This window comes from Pseudomonas sp. P110(2024), from assembly GCF_057480795.1.
The window spans coordinates 201,835-217,149 of record NZ_JBLIYT010000002.1 but is presented as its reverse complement, the minus strand read 5'-3'; the positions used below and the strand labels follow the sequence as shown (position 1 = coordinate 217,149).

13 protein-coding genes and 1 pseudogene are annotated in these 15,315 nt (G+C 63.4%); 6 read left to right on the top strand and 8 right to left on the bottom strand.

From position 1 onward, the window contains the following. The first annotated feature begins 181 nt into the window (after positions 1-181). Positions 182-1,102, top strand: a complete 921-nt coding sequence (locus AC25ND_RS03940; RefSeq protein ID WP_062364099.1) for an iron-sulfur-binding ferredoxin reductase — start codon at positions 182-184, stop codon at positions 1,100-1,102. Positions 1,103-1,193: 91 nt separating this feature from the next. Here the strand turns inward: AC25ND_RS03940 and pyk are convergent, their stop codons facing one another. Next, entirely contained in the window at positions 1,194-2,648 is a 1,455-nt protein-coding gene (gene pyk, locus AC25ND_RS03935) for a pyruvate kinase (RefSeq protein ID WP_486976115.1), read from the bottom strand. 181 nt (positions 2,649-2,829) lie between these two features. On the opposite strand from pyk, the gene AC25ND_RS03930 reads away from it, so the two are divergent. From AC25ND_RS03930 to sbcB, 3 genes are all read left to right on the top strand, one after another. After that, the gene (locus AC25ND_RS03930; protein WP_028690232.1) at positions 2,830-3,216 is read left to right on the top strand and encodes a tol-pal system YbgF family protein; all 387 of its coding nucleotides are present in this window, start codon (positions 2,830-2,832) and stop codon (positions 3,214-3,216) included. A 123-nt stretch (positions 3,217-3,339) separates the two neighbouring features. After that, entirely contained in the window at positions 3,340-3,699 is a 360-nt protein-coding gene (locus AC25ND_RS03925) for a PilZ domain-containing protein (RefSeq protein WP_023631126.1), read from the top strand. Positions 3,700-3,760: 61 nt separating this feature from the next. After that, the gene (sbcB, locus tag AC25ND_RS03920; RefSeq protein ID WP_028690230.1) at positions 3,761-5,191 is read left to right on the top strand and encodes an exodeoxyribonuclease I; all 1,431 of its coding nucleotides are present in this window, start codon (positions 3,761-3,763) and stop codon (positions 5,189-5,191) included. A gap of 75 nt (positions 5,192-5,266) precedes the next feature. On the opposite strand, the gene mvaT is transcribed toward sbcB, so the two are convergent. Beyond that, entirely contained in the window at positions 5,267-5,644 is a 378-nt protein-coding gene (gene mvaT / locus AC25ND_RS03915; RefSeq protein ID WP_028690229.1) for a histone-like nucleoid-structuring protein MvaT, read from the bottom strand. 300 nt (positions 5,645-5,944) lie between these two features. Here mvaT and purU point away from each other — a divergent pair, with 300 nt between their 5' ends. Beyond that, positions 5,945-6,796, top strand: a complete 852-nt coding sequence (gene purU, locus AC25ND_RS03910; RefSeq protein WP_028690228.1) for a formyltetrahydrofolate deformylase — start codon at positions 5,945-5,947, stop codon at positions 6,794-6,796. 154 nt (positions 6,797-6,950) lie between these two features. On the opposite strand, the gene gpgF is transcribed toward purU, so the two are convergent. The 5 genes and pseudogenes from gpgF to AC25ND_RS03885 all read right to left on the bottom strand — a co-directional run. After that, positions 6,951-7,940 carry a glucosaminyl phosphatidylglycerol flippase gene (gene gpgF / locus AC25ND_RS03905; protein ID WP_028690227.1) on the bottom strand — a complete coding sequence of 330 codons (990 nt, stop codon included), beginning with the start codon at positions 7,938-7,940 and terminating at the stop codon, positions 6,951-6,953. Then, a complete protein-coding gene (gpgD, locus tag AC25ND_RS03900) occupies positions 7,937-8,701 on the bottom strand; it encodes an N-acetylglucosaminyl phosphatidylglycerol deacetylase (protein ID WP_028690226.1) in 765 nt (254 codons plus the stop codon). The genes gpgF and gpgD overlap by 4 nt, the downstream gene beginning before the upstream one ends. Beyond that, positions 8,694-9,815, bottom strand: a complete 1,122-nt coding sequence (gpgS, locus tag AC25ND_RS03895; protein ID WP_028690225.1) for an N-acetylglucosaminyl phosphatidylglycerol synthase — start codon at positions 9,813-9,815, stop codon at positions 8,694-8,696. The genes gpgD and gpgS overlap by 8 nt, the downstream gene beginning before the upstream one ends. A 159-nt stretch (positions 9,816-9,974) precedes the next feature. Further along, complete coding sequence (locus tag AC25ND_RS03890; RefSeq protein WP_420917071.1) at positions 9,975-10,739, bottom strand: methyl-accepting chemotaxis protein; 765 nt, start codon at positions 10,737-10,739, stop codon at positions 9,975-9,977. A gap of 93 nt (positions 10,740-10,832) precedes the next feature. Then, positions 10,833-11,849: pseudogene (locus AC25ND_RS03885) on the bottom strand (HAMP domain-containing protein); the annotation flags it as partial. A gap of 171 nt (positions 11,850-12,020) precedes the next feature. Here AC25ND_RS03885 and AC25ND_RS03880 point away from each other — a divergent pair. Beyond that, positions 12,021-13,496, top strand: coding sequence for a helicase HerA-like domain-containing protein (locus AC25ND_RS03880; RefSeq protein WP_028690223.1), 1,476 nt, complete (start codon positions 12,021-12,023; stop codon positions 13,494-13,496). A gap of 84 nt (positions 13,497-13,580) precedes the next feature. On the opposite strand, the gene AC25ND_RS03875 is transcribed toward AC25ND_RS03880, so the two are convergent. Continuing rightward, positions 13,581-15,053 (bottom strand): inorganic phosphate transporter, encoded by a 1,473-nt coding sequence (locus AC25ND_RS03875; RefSeq protein WP_028690222.1) that lies wholly within the window; start codon positions 15,051-15,053, stop codon positions 13,581-13,583. Between the last annotated feature and the right edge of the window lie 262 nt (positions 15,054-15,315).

Genomic DNA, 15,315 nt, shown 5'->3' with positions numbered 1-15,315 from the left:
GTCGGGCCGGCACAAAAAGGCGCGGCAGTATACCGTGCCGCGCCTTCGGAAACACCTGCACGTGGTCTGGACCAAGGTCGGCAGGGAAAGGGCATCCTTTTTGCTGATGGCATGCGATGCTGTGGCACTGGGGCGCAAAGCGGCTCCCAGGACAATCTTGAATCAGACGGGAAACCTGACCATGCCCGAACTTTGCGTGGGCGAGCACCTGTGGACCGTGCCTAGCGGCAGCAACCTGCTGGATGCCCTCAACGAGGCAGGCCTGAACGTGCCCTACAGCTGCCGCGCTGGCAGCTGCCACGCCTGCCTGGTGCGCTGTCTGGACGGTATCCTCATTGACGCCAAACCCGAGGCACTGGCGGCGGACAAGCGCGAGCAGGGCTGGCGCCTGGCCTGCCAGTGCTCGGTCGCCGGCGACTTGCGGGTGGCGTTGTTCGACCCCCGAAACGATGGCCTGCCGGCCACGGTGATTGGCCTGGACTGGTTCGCTGATGTGCTGCGCCTGAGGCTGCGACCGGAGCGGGCGCTGCGCTACCAGGCCGGGCAGCACCTGGTGTTGTGGCGCGGCGGCGTTGCACGGCCTTACTCGCTGGCGAGCGTGCCAGGCGAGGACGACTTTCTTGAATTTCACCTGGATTGCCGCCGTCCCGGGGCGTTCTGCGACCAGGCGAGGCAGCTTCTGCTGGGGGATGTGCTGAGGCTCGGTGAACTCAGGGGCGGTGCGTTGCACTACGACCCGGAATGGCAGGCGCGGCCGCTCTGGCTGCTGGCGGCGGGGACCGGGCTGGCGCCGTTATGGGGCATCCTGCGCGAGGCGTTGCGACAGGGGCATCAGGGGGAAATTCGGGTGCTGCACGTGGCACACACCGCTGAGGGGCACTATCTGGCGCAGTCGTTACAGGCGCTGGACGGAGTGACGGTCGAATGGGTGTTGGCGGCGCAGCTGGATGAAGCGCTGGCTGGATTGAAGCTGATGTCGCGTCAGACCATGGCGCTGGTGTGCGGGTCGCCCGGGAGCGTGGAGCGCTTTGCCCGACGGCTGTTCATTGCCGGGGTGCCACGTAATCAGATCTTTGCGGACGTATTTACCGAGCATGTTTGAGGGCTGAAAAGCATCGCGGGGCAAGCCCGCTCCCACAATGCCGACACCGGCGTGGGAGCGGGCTTGCCCCGCGATAGGGACTGCCGAGGAATCAGCCGACCAGCGGATCACCGACAGGCAGGATCTTCATGCCATTGGTGCCGCCGATGGTGTGGTAGCTGTCGCCCTTGGTCAGGATCACCCAGTCACCTTGCTCGACCAGGCCACGCTTGAGCAGCTCGTCGACCGCCGCCTGGCTCACCTTGTCGGCCGGCAGCGAGGCCGGATCGAAGGCGATCGGGTAGACGCCGCGGAACATGTTGGCACGGGCCTGGGTGGCGCGGTGCGGCGACAGGGCGAAGATCGGCACGTGCGAACGCAGGCGCGACATGATCAGCGGGGTATAGCCACTTTCGGTGAGGGCGATGATCGCCTTGACGCCGGGGAAGTGGTTGGCGGTGTACATCGCCGCCAGGGCGATGGACTCGTCGCAGCGCTCGAACGTCGTGTGCAGGCGGTGGCTGGACTTCTGGCTGGTCGGGTGCTTCTCGGCGCCCGAGCAGATACGGGCCATGGCCTGCACGGCTTCGATCGGGTAGGCACCGGCGGCGCTTTCGGCCGACAGCATCACCGCGTCGGTGTTGTCCAGCACGGCGTTGGCCACGTCGGACACTTCGGCGCGGGTCGGCATCGGGTTCTGGATCATCGACTCCATCATCTGGGTCGCCACGATCACCGCCTTGTTGTTGCGGCGGGCGTGCTGGATGATCTTCTTCTGGATGGCGATCAGCTCGGCGTCGCCGATTTCCACGCCCAGGTCGCCACGGGCAACCATGACGGCGTCGGAAGCGAGAATCAGCTGGTCGAGGGTCTCGTCGTCGGCGACCGCTTCGGCGCGTTCGATCTTGGCCACCAGCCAGGCGCTGCCGCCGGCTTCGTCACGCAGCTTGCGCGCGTACTCCATGTCGCTGGCGTCACGCGGGAACGACACGGCCAGGTAGTCCAGGTCCATTTCCGCGGCCAGCTTGATGTCGGCCTTGTCTTTTTCGGTCAGGGCCGGCGCGGTCAGGCCGCCACCCTTGCGGTTGATGCCTTTGTGGTCGGACAGCGGGCCACCGATGATCACCACGCAGTGCAGGGCATCGGCGGTGGCGGTTTCGACACGCATGACCACACGGCCGTCGTCGAGCAGCAGTTCGTCACCGACACCGCAGTCCTTGACCAGGTCGGGGTAGTCGATGCCGACGATATCCTGGTTGCCTTCGGTCAGCGGGTGGGCGGTGGAGAAGGTGAACGTGTCACCGACTTTCAGTTCGATGCGCTTGTTGGCGAACTTGGCGATGCGGATCTTCGGACCCTGCAGGTCGCCCAGCAGCGCGACATGGCGGCCGTTCTTGGCGGCGATGTCACGGATCAGGCGGGCGCGGGCCTTGTGCTCGTCCGGGGTGCCGTGGGAGAAGTTCAGGCGTGCCACGTCCAGGCCGGCGAGGATCAGCTGTTCGATCACTTCCGGCGAGTTGCTGGCGGGGCCAAGGGTGGCGACGATTTTGGTACGGCGGATGGTCATGCACAGACTCCTATAGTGAAGCGCAGCGAAAGGCTACTCCTCAATTGCGCTGTAGTCATTGTTCCGTTGCACTACCCGCACACGAAGCAGGGTTGCGTTTGAACGGCGCGGGTATGCTTGCAAAAGGCGGTGAAGATTTGTCGTGAAAGGCCGATACACTGCCCATCAAAGGAGAATTCCCATGCGCACCCTGATCGTTTTGACCATGGCGGCCAGTGTCGTCGGCTGCACCCGTTGGTCCATGGACCACCATTTGAACAATGCCTATCGCGCCTACGATCGTGGCGATTGCGCGAAAGTCATGCTGGAGCTGTCACAGGTCGACCGCACCAGCCGCGCCCGTCCGTTCATCCACCCGGAAGTGTCGCTGCTGCGTGGCCAGTGCCTGGAGCGGCAGAAACTCTACGTCGATGCGGCGCAGACCTATCAGTACCTGATCCAGCAGTACCCACGCAACGAGTACGCCTACCGCGCCCAGGCCCGCCTGCAGACGCTGGATAAGCTCGGCTACCTGCGTGGCAGCGAGGCGGCGGTGGCCAATCCGGTGAAGACTACACCTTGGCGTTAATCCCAAGGTGTCGATGATTTCATGTAGTCCGTCCGTCGGACTGGGCTAATCTGTTAAAGGGTTGTAACGATCATCGCCAGTACCTTGTCTTCCTGGCTCCAGGTACAGGACTTCACTGCGATCATGTTTATCGAGCGACACATACAACGTCATCAACTGCCTTGCGTGCTCAAGGTGTTCAACCGCTGCACCGACCAGCAGATCGGTTATCTGGGCAACGCTTCGGAAGATGGCCTGATGCTGATCAGCCAGTTGCCGGTGCTGGTGGGGCCCGACTTCGAGTTGCAGCTGCGGGTGCCCCTCGCCGGCGGTGGCCTGCAGTTCATCAACCTGACGGCCAGTTGCCTGTGGTGCCGCGAAGATGAGACGCCGGGGCATTTCGATGCCGGTTTCATGCTGCTGCAGGCACCGCAGGAATACGATGAATTCGTCCGCTCACTGCGCGATTTCTTCAGCTTCCGACCCATGAACGCCTCCGCCTGAGGCTGGCCCAGCCCTCCCACGTGCCGTTAGACTCTGGTCGACCTCGATACAGGAAGACCCCGTGAGCTCCAGCATTTTCTGGCACGACTACGAAACCACCGGCATCAATCCGCGCAGCGACCGCCCGCTGCAGGTGGCCGGCGTGCGTACCGACCTCGACCTCAACGAGATCGAGGCGCCGATCAGCCTCTACTGCCGTCCCTCAGACGATATCCTGCCGCACCCGGCGGCCTGCCTGGTGACCGGCATCACTCCCCGGCAGCTGGCCGACCAGGGCCTGTGCGAAGCCGAGTTCATGACCCGGGTGCACGATCAGCTGGCTCGCCCCGGTACCTGCGGCGCGGGCTACAACACCTTGCGTTTTGATGATGAGGTCACGCGCTACAGCCTCTATCGCAACTTCTTCGACCCCTACGCCCGGGAATGGCAGGGCGGCAACAGCCGCTGGGACCTGATCGACGTGGTCCGTACCGCCTATGCGCTGCGCCCCGAGGGGATTGTCTGGCCACAGCAGGACGGGCGCACCAGTCTGCGCCTGGAACTGCTGAGCCAGGCCAATGGCATCGACCATGGCCATGCCCACGAGGCGCTTTCCGACGTGCGGGCGACCATTGCCCTGGCTCGCTTGATTCGTGAGAAACAGCCGCGATTGTATGACTGGTTGTTCCAGTTGCGCAGCAAACACAAGGTCATGGAGCAGGTTCGACTGTTACAGCCCCTGGTACATGTCTCCGGGCGTTTCTCGGCCCAGCGCAACTATATCGGCGTGGTGCTGCCATTGGCCTGGCATCCGCGTAACCGCAACGCGCTGATTGTCTGCGACTTGCAACAAGATGCTTCGCCGCTGCTCCAGGAAAGTGCAGAGGCCTTGCGCCAGCGGCTGTATACGCGGCACGAAGAGATGACCCAGGGCGAACTACCGGTGCCGCTGAAGTTGGTGCATATCAACCGCTGTCCGGTAGTGGCGCCACTGTCGGTACTGCGCCCGGACGACCAACAACGCCTGGGGCTCGAGTTGTCGGCATTGCAGGTAAAGGCGGAGCAGTTGGCCAATCAGCAGGCCATTTGGGGAGACAAGCTGGACATCATTTATCAGGAAGAAGGCTTTGCCCCCAGCGAAGATCCGGAGCAACAGTTGTATGACGGTTTTCTCGGTGACCGCGACAAGCGCCTGAGTGAACAAGTGCGGCGTGTGGATCCGGCGCAATTGGCACATGGGCACTGGATGTTCGATGATCCGCGGCTGCCGGAACTGCTGTTCCGCTATCGCGCGCGAAACTTTTCCGACACCCTTGATGAACAGGAGCACGCCCGTTGGTATGGATTCTGTCAGCAGCGGCTTACTGATCCTACTTACGGTGCGCCTAATACCCTGGCGGACTTCGAGCAAGCATGCCAGGGCAGTTGGGCCGACGCCAGCGAAGCGGGACGGCAGGTGCTGGAGGCTTGGCAAGCTCATGTCCGGCAACTGAAAGTGCAGTACCAGCTTTGAAATGTGCAGATAAACAAAAAACGCCGGCAAGTGCCGGCGTTTTTAATGTTGAAACCAATGCGCCTATCAGGCGAATCAATCCAGCAGGGTAGCCCAGCTTTCGACGACGTCGCCGCCCCACTTGGCTTTCCACTCTTTCAGGGTCTTGTGATTGCCACCCTTGGTTTCAATAACCTCGCCGTTGTGCGGGTTCTTGTATTGCTTGACCTTGCGCGCACGCTTGGTGCCGGTGGTCTTGACTGCGCCACGCGGGGCTTTGCTCAGTTTGCTTTCGGGATCGAGCAGGGCGATCACGTCACGCAGCGACTTGCCGTTTTCGGCCATCAGCTCGCGCAGTTTCTTTTCGAACTCCAGCTCTTTTTGCAGCTTGCCGTCTTGCGACAGGTTGGCCAGGCGGGCTTGAAGTTCTTTGATGGCTTCTTCGGTGGCGCGGTATTCGTTGATCAGGGACATGGTGTGTTCCTTAATGCATGTTCAGAGAGAGACAGTGAGGCAATAATAGACAGGCGAAACTCTCAAGTAAACAATTTAATATTGATCACTCATTTAATAGTAGGCACTGACTGCGCAGTCATTAGGTTAAGAAAAATTTACAATTTGTCTGGGCCTCTGGCCATTTTCCCTTGGGATGAAGGGAATAGGCGTGTGCGACGGTGTCCTTGAGCTTGAGGGCGCAGAGGCGTAGATGCTTACTGCGTTTTTCCCGGCAGGTCGCTAGAATATGCGCCTTTGCGAAGTTCTGGAGTCTCCCTCATGCGCACCTATCGACTGGTGATTGCCTGCCCCGACCGTGTCGGCATCGTGGCAAAAGTCAGTAATTTCCTGGCCCTCTACAATGGCTGGATCAATGAAGCCAGCCACCACTCCGACGAGCAGAGCGGTTGGTTCTTCATGCGCCATGAGATCCGCGCCGAGTCCCTGCCGTTCGGTATCGAGGCTTTCCGTGAGGCGTTCGCCCCAATCGCCGAAGAGTTCTCCATGACCTGGCGGATCACCGACTCGGCGCAGAAGAAGCGCGTGGTGCTGATGGCCAGCCGCGAATCGCACTGCCTGGCCGACCTGCTGCACCGCTGGCACACCGACGAGCTGGACTGCGAGATTCCCTGCGTGATCTCCAACCACAATGACCTGCGCAGCATGGTCGAGTGGCACGGCATTCCGTTCCACCATGTGCCGGTCGATCCGAAGGACAAGCAGCCGGCGTTCGCCGAGGTCTCGCGCCTGGTCGCCGAATACGGCGCCGATGCCGTGGTGCTGGCGCGCTACATGCAGATCCTGCCGCCGCAGCTGTGCCAGGAATACGCCGAAAAGGTCATCAACATCCACCACAGTTTCCTGCCCTCGTTCGTGGGTGCCAAGCCGTACCACCAGGCGGCGCTGCGCGGCGTGAAGCTGATCGGCGCGACCTGCCACTACGTGACCGAGGAGTTGGACGCCGGCCCGATCATCGAGCAGGACGTGGTGCGTGTCAGTCACGCCGACAGCATCGAGGACATGGTGCGCTTTGGCCGTGACGTGGAAAAGATGGTCCTGGCCCGTGGCCTGCGCTACCACCTGGAAGACCGCGTGCTGGTGCATGGCAACAAGACCGTGGTGTTCAACTGAGACGAGGGCTCAGGCATGGCAGATCCGCGTGACAAGGCCGGCGCCTCGGCGCCAGCGACCTTGGGCGAAGGCTGCCTGGCCCGCTTCGATCCCGAGGCGTTGAGCGGCGAGGACGGCACCGAGTTTCCCGGTGCCGCCGAGCTCTGGGGACGACTCAACCCGTCTGGTGACGCTGCGCCTGCCGTGGACGCACCAGCAGGAACAGGAACACCGGCCCGCCCGCCAGCAGATAGAAGTAATAGGTAACCGCGCGCCAGATCAGGATCGCCGCGGCTGCCGTCGAACTGCCCACCAGCGGTGACAGCAAGGTCGCCGAGGTCAGCTCCGCCGCACCGGCACCGCCTGGCAACAGGCTGAACTGCCCGGCACTGAGCGAGAGCATCTGCACCAGGAAACTGGCAATCCACGCCAGGTCCACCCCCAATCCCCGCAACGCCAGATACAGCACGCTATAGCGCAGGCACCAGTGCGCGCAGGTGAGGATGAACACCAGCGCCAGTGTGCGCCTGGGCATGCTCCAGGTTTCGCTCAGTGCGTGGACAAAGCGCAGCAGCTTGCGCGCCCAGCGCCATCGGCGTGCCGGCGCGATGCCCAGGCGAAGCAACAACCGACCGTTGCCGCGCATCACCGCGCGTCGATAGCGCAGCAGCAGGAAAATCCCCGCAAGTGCGGCGCACAGCAGCAGGGCGCTGCCCAGCAGCATCTGCGCCTGGCTATGACCGAGGCGGTGGAACAGGGCATAGGCGGCAATCGCCAGCATCGCACAGAAGAAGAACAGCAGGTCGTTCAATTGGTCCATGGCGAACACCGCGCCACTGCGCGATGGCGCGATGCGCGCGCGGGCCAGCAGTGTCATCAGGGTCAACGGGCCACCGCTCCCGCCGGGGGTGGTGCAGATGGCAAATTCGGTGGCCATCACCACGCCCAGGCTGTGCATGCGTCCCACCTGTGTGCTCTGCTCACCCAGCAGCAGGCGCAGACGGGCGGCATTGAGGATCCAGCACAGCAGGATCATGGCCAGCAGCAACAGCATCAGCCCGGCGTCGAACGCGCGCAGGCGCGGGAGCAGGTCGCTGCCGCCGAGCAGGGTGGGCACCAGCATTGCCAGCAGCAGTGCCAGGGCCAACCAGCCCAGGCGCTTCATGGGGCGGCCTGGCGCCCCAGCCAGGCGGACTTGGTCAGTGGCTCACGGCCTTGGGCCAGCAACCGGTGCAGGGTGTCGAGCCAGTAATTGCGTGCGCTGGCGTGGCGCATGTCGACCGGATGCAGACCCAGGCGCAGGGTGTCGGCTTCGCGCCAGCGGCGGCACTGCCAGTCGCTGACCACCCTCGACAGGCCGCGGCGCCATGCGCTGCGTGCGCTCCACACCAGCCCCGGGGCATCGAAGGCGGTGAAATCCGGCAGCCGGTAGAGATGGCGCGGTGAACTGGTATAGCGCAGCGGCAACGCCCGCAATGCCTGGCGCGTGCCTTCGCTCATCAGCCAGGCGGGAGCGACGAAGCCCGCCACCGGCCAGCCCTGTTTCTCGAACAGTGCCAGCCCCGCCTGCAGGCGCTGCAGGGCATCTGCCTGGTCCAGCCCATGGAACTCGCCTTCGTGGGTATAGATCCGGCGCATGAAGTATTCGCCCGGTCCGCGCGGTGGCGGGCCATCGTCGGCGTGGTAGTAGCCATGCAAGGCCAGCTCGTCACCTTGGGCCAGGCGCCGCTCGAGCAGTCGGCAAAAGGTAGGAGAACGCGTCAGTGGATTGCGATGGTGGAAATCCGGCACCACCAGCCAGGTCATAGGCACCCCGCCCAGTGCGTCGATGGCCTGGACAAAGGGCTGGTAGTCCGGCCAGGTTTCTGGCGCGACATCGTGCAGCACCAGCATCAGGCTGCGCGTGGCGGTCTGGCCCTCAGCCATGGGCGCGCACCGTCAGTGGGTGGCCGAGCACTGCCTGGTAATGCTGGAGCAAACCGTTGACCACGGTGTCCCAACTGTAATGGCGCTCCACATGCTGGCGCGCCTGACGGCCCAGCTGGTCCACACCGCTGTCGAACGCCTCGCGCACAGCTTCGGCCATGGCTTGGCCATTGTTGGGTGGACACAGCCGGCCGCAGTGCCCGTCGACGATCTCGCTAAAGGCGCCGGCACGCACGGCCACCACGGGCGTCGCGCTGGCCATGGCCTCGAGTATCACCAGACCGAAGGTCTCCTGGTCACCGGCATGCACCAGAAGGTCGGCGCTGGCCAGCAGTCGTGCGATCTGCGTGGGCGGGCAGAAGTGGTCGATCACGCTGACATTGCCCGGCACGTTGGCCGGCATGTTCGAGCCCACCAGCAGCAGGTGGTAGGGCTGGCCGAGCGCTTGCATGCAGTCGAGCAGCACCGGCAGGTTCTTTTCCCGTGAGCCGCGACCAGCGAACACCAGCAGGCGACGGTCGTCGGCGATGCCCATCTCTGCACGCAGGCCGGGGTCGTGCCGGTCGGGGTTGAACAGCGCCAAGTCCACACCCAGGCGCTGCACGTGCACATTCTCAACGCCAAGCCGGCGCAACTTGTCGGCCATTACCTGGCTGGGCGCCAGGACTCGGTCGAAATGCCCGTAGAGCTTGCTGACGTAGGCCTCGACATTGGGGGTGAACCAGTTGCCCATGCGGTTGCTCACCAGCAAGGGCAGGTCGGAATGATAGAAGCCGATCACCGGCACATCGAGCTTGCGCCGCGCCTCGAGGGCTGCCCAGGCGGTGAGGTAGGGGTCACCGACCTCGATCAGGTCGGGCTGCAGGCGGCGCAGCTCCTTGCACCAGGGCGCCAGGCGCACCGGGAAGCGGTAGCCATTGCCGAAGGGCAGGGGCGGGGCCGGTACGTGGTAGACACCATCGACATGGCTGGCATTGGCACCGGGAATCAGCAGGCTGTGGCGAACGCCGGGCATGGCGTCGAGGCGGCGGTGTTTGGCATCAAGATAGGTTCGCACGCCGCCGCTGGCCGGGGCGTAGAACATGGTGATGTCGGCGATGTGCACGATCAGCATCCCTCCGGGATCGTCCTCGAGTGTGTCATCCGGCGGTAATGAACCGGCGATGACGCGCCTGAGGGTTGACCTGTCTGAAGGATAGTTTGTTCGATCGGGATTTGGCGGGGCGCCCTGTCGCGGGGCAAGCCCGCTCCCATGACGGGAGCGGGCGGCAGGTCAGATGCGGAAGCTGCCGACCAGTTGCTTGAGGCGGCCGGCCTGTTGCTCGAGGTCCGAGCAGGCGCGCAGGGTGGCCTGCAGGTTCTCGACGCCTTCCTGGTTGAGCATGTTGATCTCGTTGATATCCATGTTGATCGAGTCGACCACGGCGGTCTGCTCTTCGGTGGCGGTAGCCACTGACTGGTTCATGCCGTCGATCTCGCCGATGCGCTGGGTGACGCTGCCCAGGCGTTCGCCGGCCTGGTTGGCGATCTCCATGCTGTCCTGGCTATGACGCTGGCTCTGGCCCATGGTGTCGACCGACTCGCGGGCGCCGACCTGCAGCTCCTCGATCATGGTCTGCACCTGTTGCGCCGACTCCTGGGTGCGGTGCGCCAGGTTGCGCACCTCGTCGGCGACCACGGCAAAACCACGTCCTGCCTCGCCTGCGCGGGCAGCCTCGATGGCGGCGTTGAGGGCGAGCAGGTTGGTCTGCTGGGAAATGCTGGTGATCACCTCGAGGATCTGGCCAATGTTGACGGTCTTGTTGTTCAGCGTCTCGATATGCTCGCTGGAGGTGACGATCAGGTTCGACAGGCGGTTCATCGCATCGATGTTGCGTTGCACCACCTGCTGGCCTTCCTCGGCCAGCAGCCGCGCGGAGCTGGCATGCTGCGAGGCCTGGGCGGCGTTGCCGGCGATTTCCTGGGCGGCGGCGCCGAGCTGGTTGATGGCGGCGGCGACGCTGTTGGTGCGGTTGGACTGCTCGTCGGAGTTGCTCATCGACGAATTCGAGGCGCTGATGACCCGCAGCGCCACTTCGTTGACTTGCTCGGTGGCCGAGGACACCTCGCGGATCGAACCATGGATACGCTCGACGAAGCGGTTGAAGGCGGTACCGAGGATGCCGAACTCGTCGTGGTTGTGGATTTCCAGGCGGCGGGTCAGGTCGCCTTCACCCTCGGCGATGTTCGACATGGCGCGAGTCATGGTGTGCAGTGGCTGCATCAGCACGCGGATCAGCAGGCCGAGCAGGGCGATGATGATCACCACCGCCACCAGGGTGGCAATCACCGCCGAAGTGCGGAAGGTGCTGAGCATCGAGAAGGCCTTGTCCTTGTCCACCGACAGGCCGATGTACCAGTTGGCCGACGGCAGGCCCTTGACCGGGGTGAAGGTAAGCAGGCGGGTTTCGCCGTTGAGCGTCACTTCGGTCAGGTTGCTGGCCAGCCTGGGCGTGTTCTGCGGGAACAGGTCCGACAGCGACTTCATCACCAGGTTCTTGTCCGGGTGCACCAGGATCTTGCCCTGGTCGTTGACCAGAAACGCGTAGCCCATGCCGCCGAAGTTCAGCGAGTTGATGATCTGCACCAGTCCGTCGAGGGCCAGGTCGCCGCCGACCACGCCGACCGAGCGCGAGGCGGTGCTGATGATCGAAATGACCAGCTCATTGGTGGCCATGTCGATATAGGGTTCGGTGAGGATCGTGCCATTGGCGTTCAGGCCGTCCTTGTACCAAGGACGCACGCGCGGGTCATAGCCGTCGGGCATCTTGGTGTCCGGGCGCACGGTGAAGGTGCCGTCGGGCTGGCCCAGATAGATGGTCTGGAAGCTCGAGGTGAGGGCGTTCTGGCCCAGCAGGGTACCGGTGTTCTGTGGGTACTGGGCAATATTCTGGGCGACGTTCTCGACCAGCTTGATGCGCCCTTCGAACAGGTTGCGGATATTGGTGGAGGTGGACTCGCCCATCTCAGCCAGGTAGTTCTCCAGGTCTTCGCGAATGGCGTTACGCTGGAGGTAGTCGTTGTAAAGGGTGAAGAGGCTGAAGGCGAGTATCACGATCAGTGATGCCGCCAGAAGAATCTTATGGCTGAAACGAAGGCTTTTATTCATAACGTGATCGCGTCCGCTAAGGTTTTTTATCGGGTCGTTCGCACAAAGCACGGCTGGAAAACAGTGCAACAATTCCCGTGGGTCCTTTTCGGGTTGTTACTGTCTTTCTGGAAGAATCAATTTGAAATATCGGCTGTCACGCGTCAGAACTTGAGCAGGGGATGAAAGAAGATGTCGGATTTCTTACGAATGGTAGTAGGAGCAGGTCCCGATGGTCAGCCGGTGTCCCAGTCCATGCGACTGGCCAACCGGCACGGCCTGGTGGCCGGGGCCACCGGCACCGGCAAGACGGTCACCCTGCAACATCTGGCCGAACTGTTCAGCGATGCCGGGGTCGCGGTATTCGCCGCAGATGTGAAGGGCGACCTGTGCGGCCTGGGCGCGGCGGGGGCGCCCCAGGGCAAGGTGGCCGAGCGGATCGCCGGCATGCCCTGGCTGAACCACACGCCCCAGGCTTATCCGGTAAGTCTTTGGGATATCGCGGGGCAATCGGGGCATCCATTGCGCACTACCTTGAGCGAAATGGGACCGTTGTTGCTGGGCAACCTGCTGGAGCTCACCGACAGCCAGCAGGCCGCCTTGTATGCGGCGTTCAAGGTGGCCGATCGCGAAGGCCTGCTGCTGCTCGACCTGAAAGACCTCAAGGCCCTGCTCGCGCACCTGAAGGACAACCCGCAGCTGCTGGGCGAGGACAGCGCCTTGATGACCGGCGCTTCCACGCAGGCCTTGCTGCGCCGGCTGGCGACCCTGGAACAGCAGGGCGCCGAGGCGCTGTTCGGCGAGCCGGCGCTGCAACTGCAGGACCTGCTGCGCCCCGAAGGCGATGGTCGCGGGCGTATTCACCTGCTCGATGCCAGCCGCCTGGTGCATGACGCGCCCAAGGTCTACGCGACCTTCCTGTTGTGGCTGCTGGCCGAGCTGTTCGAGCAGTTGCCGGAGCGTGGCGATGCCGACAAGCCGGTGCTGGCACTGTTCTTCGACGAAGCGCACCTGCTGTTCAACGGCACCCCCAAGGCGTTGCAGGACCGCCTGGAGCAGGTGGTGCGGTTGATCCGCTCCAAGGGCGTGGGGGTGTATTTCGTCACCCAGTCACCGGGCGACCTGCCGGATGCGGTACTGGCTCAGTTGGGGCTGCGCATCCAGCATGGCCTGCGGGCATTCACCGCCAAGGAGCAGAAGTCGCTGCGCGCGGTGGCCGATGGTTTCCGTCCCAATCCGGCGTTCGACAGCCTGGCGGTGTTGACCGAGCTGGGCATTGGTGAGGCACTGGTCGGGACGTTGGAGGAGAAGGGTACGCCGGCCATGGTCCAGCGGGTGCTGGTCGCGCCACCGCAGTCGCGGATCGGGCCATTGAGCGCAGCAGAGCGGCAGGCACTGATCGCGGCATCGCCGCTGGCAGGGCGCTATGACAAGCCGGTGGACCGTGAGTCGGCCTATGAAATGCTGACCCAGCGCAAGGGCGAGCCGGTGGAGCCCGCGCCCCAGGCCAAGGCCGACGAGGACAGCTTCGCCGACAAGGCCGGCGAGTTTCTGCAGAGCGCGGCGGGGCAGGCCATCAAGTCAGCGGTGCGCCAGGCGGCCAATCAGTTGGGGCGGCAGTTGGTGCGTGGTTTGATGGGATCGTTGCTGGGCGGGAAGAAACGTTAAACCCGTTACCCCGCGATAGGCCTCGAATGACGGATATGAAAAAGGCGCCCTGCAAAGGCGCCTTTTTCAGTACTGCATCAGCACTCAGCCTATCGCCTTGGTGGCCAGCCAGAACAGGCCAGCCGCCAGGCCCATCGTTGCCGGCAGGGTGAGCACCCAGGCCAGCAGGATGGTCTTCACGGTGCCGCCCTGCAGGCCGCTCTTGTTGGCGACCATGGTACCGGCGACACCCGACGACAGCACGTGGGTGGTGGACACCGGCAGGCTGAACACGTTGGCCATGCCGATGGCGCAGGCCGCGGTGATCTGGGCCGACATGCCCTGGGCATAGGTCATGCCCTGCTTGCCGATCTTCTCGCCGACAGTCAGTACCACGCGTTTCCAGCCGACCATGGTGCCCAGGCCCAGGGCCAGAGCGACGGCGACGATCACCCAGAACGGTGCGTACTCGGTGGTGGCGGTCAGGTCCTTGCGCAGTTTCTCCAGGTCGGCCTTTTCACGGGCCTGCAGGCCCGGCAGCTTGCCGACCTTCTTCGCCGTGTCGTCCAGGCACAGCAGGTAGCGACGTACTTCGACGCGCTTCTCGGCGCTCAGGGCGCGGTAGTCGGTCACGCCGGCCAGCGACGATTGCAGCGCGGCGATGGTTGGCTCGGTCTGCTGTGGATTGCAGCTGAACTGCTCCGGCAGGTCGCTCGCTTGCGCCTTGCCCAGCGCCAGGAACTCGCCCAGGGTGGCGGCGTTGCGCTGGTAGAACTGGCTCAGGTGCAGGGTGGCGTCACGGGTACGCTCGATCTGGTAGGTGGTGCTGTTCAGGTCGAGGACGAACTTGGCGGGGACGATGCCGATCAGTACCAGCATGATCAGGCCGATGCCTTTCTGGCCATCGTTGGAGCCGTGCACGAAGCTCACGCCCATGGCCGAGATCACCAGCACCAGGCGGTTCCAGAACGGCGGGTGCTTCTTGTCGTCGAGCTTGCGGCGCTGGTCCGGGGTCTTGTGCATCTTCGACAGCGGACGCCACCATTTCAGGCCGATCAGCAGCAGGGCGGCGACAGCGAAGCCGGCCATGGGCGAAAGCACCAGGGACATGCCGATGTCGATCGCCTTCTGCCAGTTGACGCCGTCGCCCAGTGGAATGTCGCTGAGCAGGGCGTTGGCCAGGCCGACACCGAGGATCGAGCCGATCAGGGTGTGCGAGCTGGAGGCCGGGATACCGAAGTACCAGGTGCCCAGGTTCCAGGTGATGGCGGCAGCCAGCAGCGAGAAGACCATGGCCAGGCCGTGGCCGGTGTTCACGTTGATCAGCAGTTCGACCGGAAGCAGGTGGACGATGGCGTAGGCCACCCCGACACCGCCGAGCAGAACGCCGAGGAAGTTGAACACCCCGGAGAAGAACACGGCCAGGTGCGGTGGCATGGCCTTGGTATAGATGACAGTGGCTACCGCGTTGGCGGTGTCATGAAAGCCATTGATGAACTCGAATGCGAGCACGAAGGTCAGAGCGAGCGTCAGGCTCACGATAACCCAGGCATCCAGTCCGCTGAATAAATCGATCATGAAGGTTGTCTGGCGGTCTTAGGGGGGGCGGATTATGCCAGAAAACCATTGCAATCGATGCACCCGCCACTGACCGATGGCAGGGGAATGTCGACCCCATCCACGCGTCGTGCGAGTGGGCTGTTGCGAAAAAATGCCGTAAAAAATCGATAAATTTCAGAAAAATCAGCGATTTGAGACGATTTAGGCAAGTTGTCCGCAATTAAAACGCTTGTATGAAATTTGTGTGATTCCATTTCATATCGAGCAATTTTGTCCAGGA

Excerpts from the sequence above, each read along its gene's own strand:
- AC25ND_RS03940 (WP_062364099.1), top strand. The coding sequence starts at position 182 with ATGCCCGAACTTTGCGTGGGCGAGCACCTGTGGACCGTGCCTAGCGGC.
- pyk (WP_486976115.1), bottom strand. The coding sequence starts at position 2,648 with ATGACCATCCGCCGTACCAAAATCGTCGCCACCCTTGGCCCCGCCAGC.
- AC25ND_RS03930 (WP_028690232.1), top strand. The coding sequence starts at position 2,830 with ATGCGCACCCTGATCGTTTTGACCATGGCGGCCAGTGTCGTCGGCTGC.
- AC25ND_RS03925 (WP_023631126.1), top strand. The coding sequence starts at position 3,340 with ATGTTTATCGAGCGACACATACAACGTCATCAACTGCCTTGCGTGCTC.
- mvaT (WP_028690229.1), bottom strand. The coding sequence starts at position 5,644 with ATGTCCCTGATCAACGAATACCGCGCCACCGAAGAAGCCATCAAAGAA.
- purU (WP_028690228.1), top strand. The coding sequence starts at position 5,945 with ATGCGCACCTATCGACTGGTGATTGCCTGCCCCGACCGTGTCGGCATC.
- gpgF (WP_028690227.1), bottom strand. The coding sequence starts at position 7,940 with ATGAAGCGCCTGGGCTGGTTGGCCCTGGCACTGCTGCTGGCAATGCTG.
- gpgD (WP_028690226.1), bottom strand. The coding sequence starts at position 8,701 with ATGGCTGAGGGCCAGACCGCCACGCGCAGCCTGATGCTGGTGCTGCAC.
- gpgS (WP_028690225.1), bottom strand. The coding sequence starts at position 9,815 with ATGCTGATCGTGCACATCGCCGACATCACCATGTTCTACGCCCCGGCC.
- AC25ND_RS03890 (WP_420917071.1), bottom strand. The coding sequence starts at position 10,739 with ATGAGCAACTCCGACGAGCAGTCCAACCGCACCAACAGCGTCGCCGCC.
- AC25ND_RS03880 (WP_028690223.1), top strand. The coding sequence starts at position 12,021 with ATGTCGGATTTCTTACGAATGGTAGTAGGAGCAGGTCCCGATGGTCAG.
- AC25ND_RS03875 (WP_028690222.1), bottom strand. The coding sequence starts at position 15,053 with ATGATCGATTTATTCAGCGGACTGGATGCCTGGGTTATCGTGAGCCTG.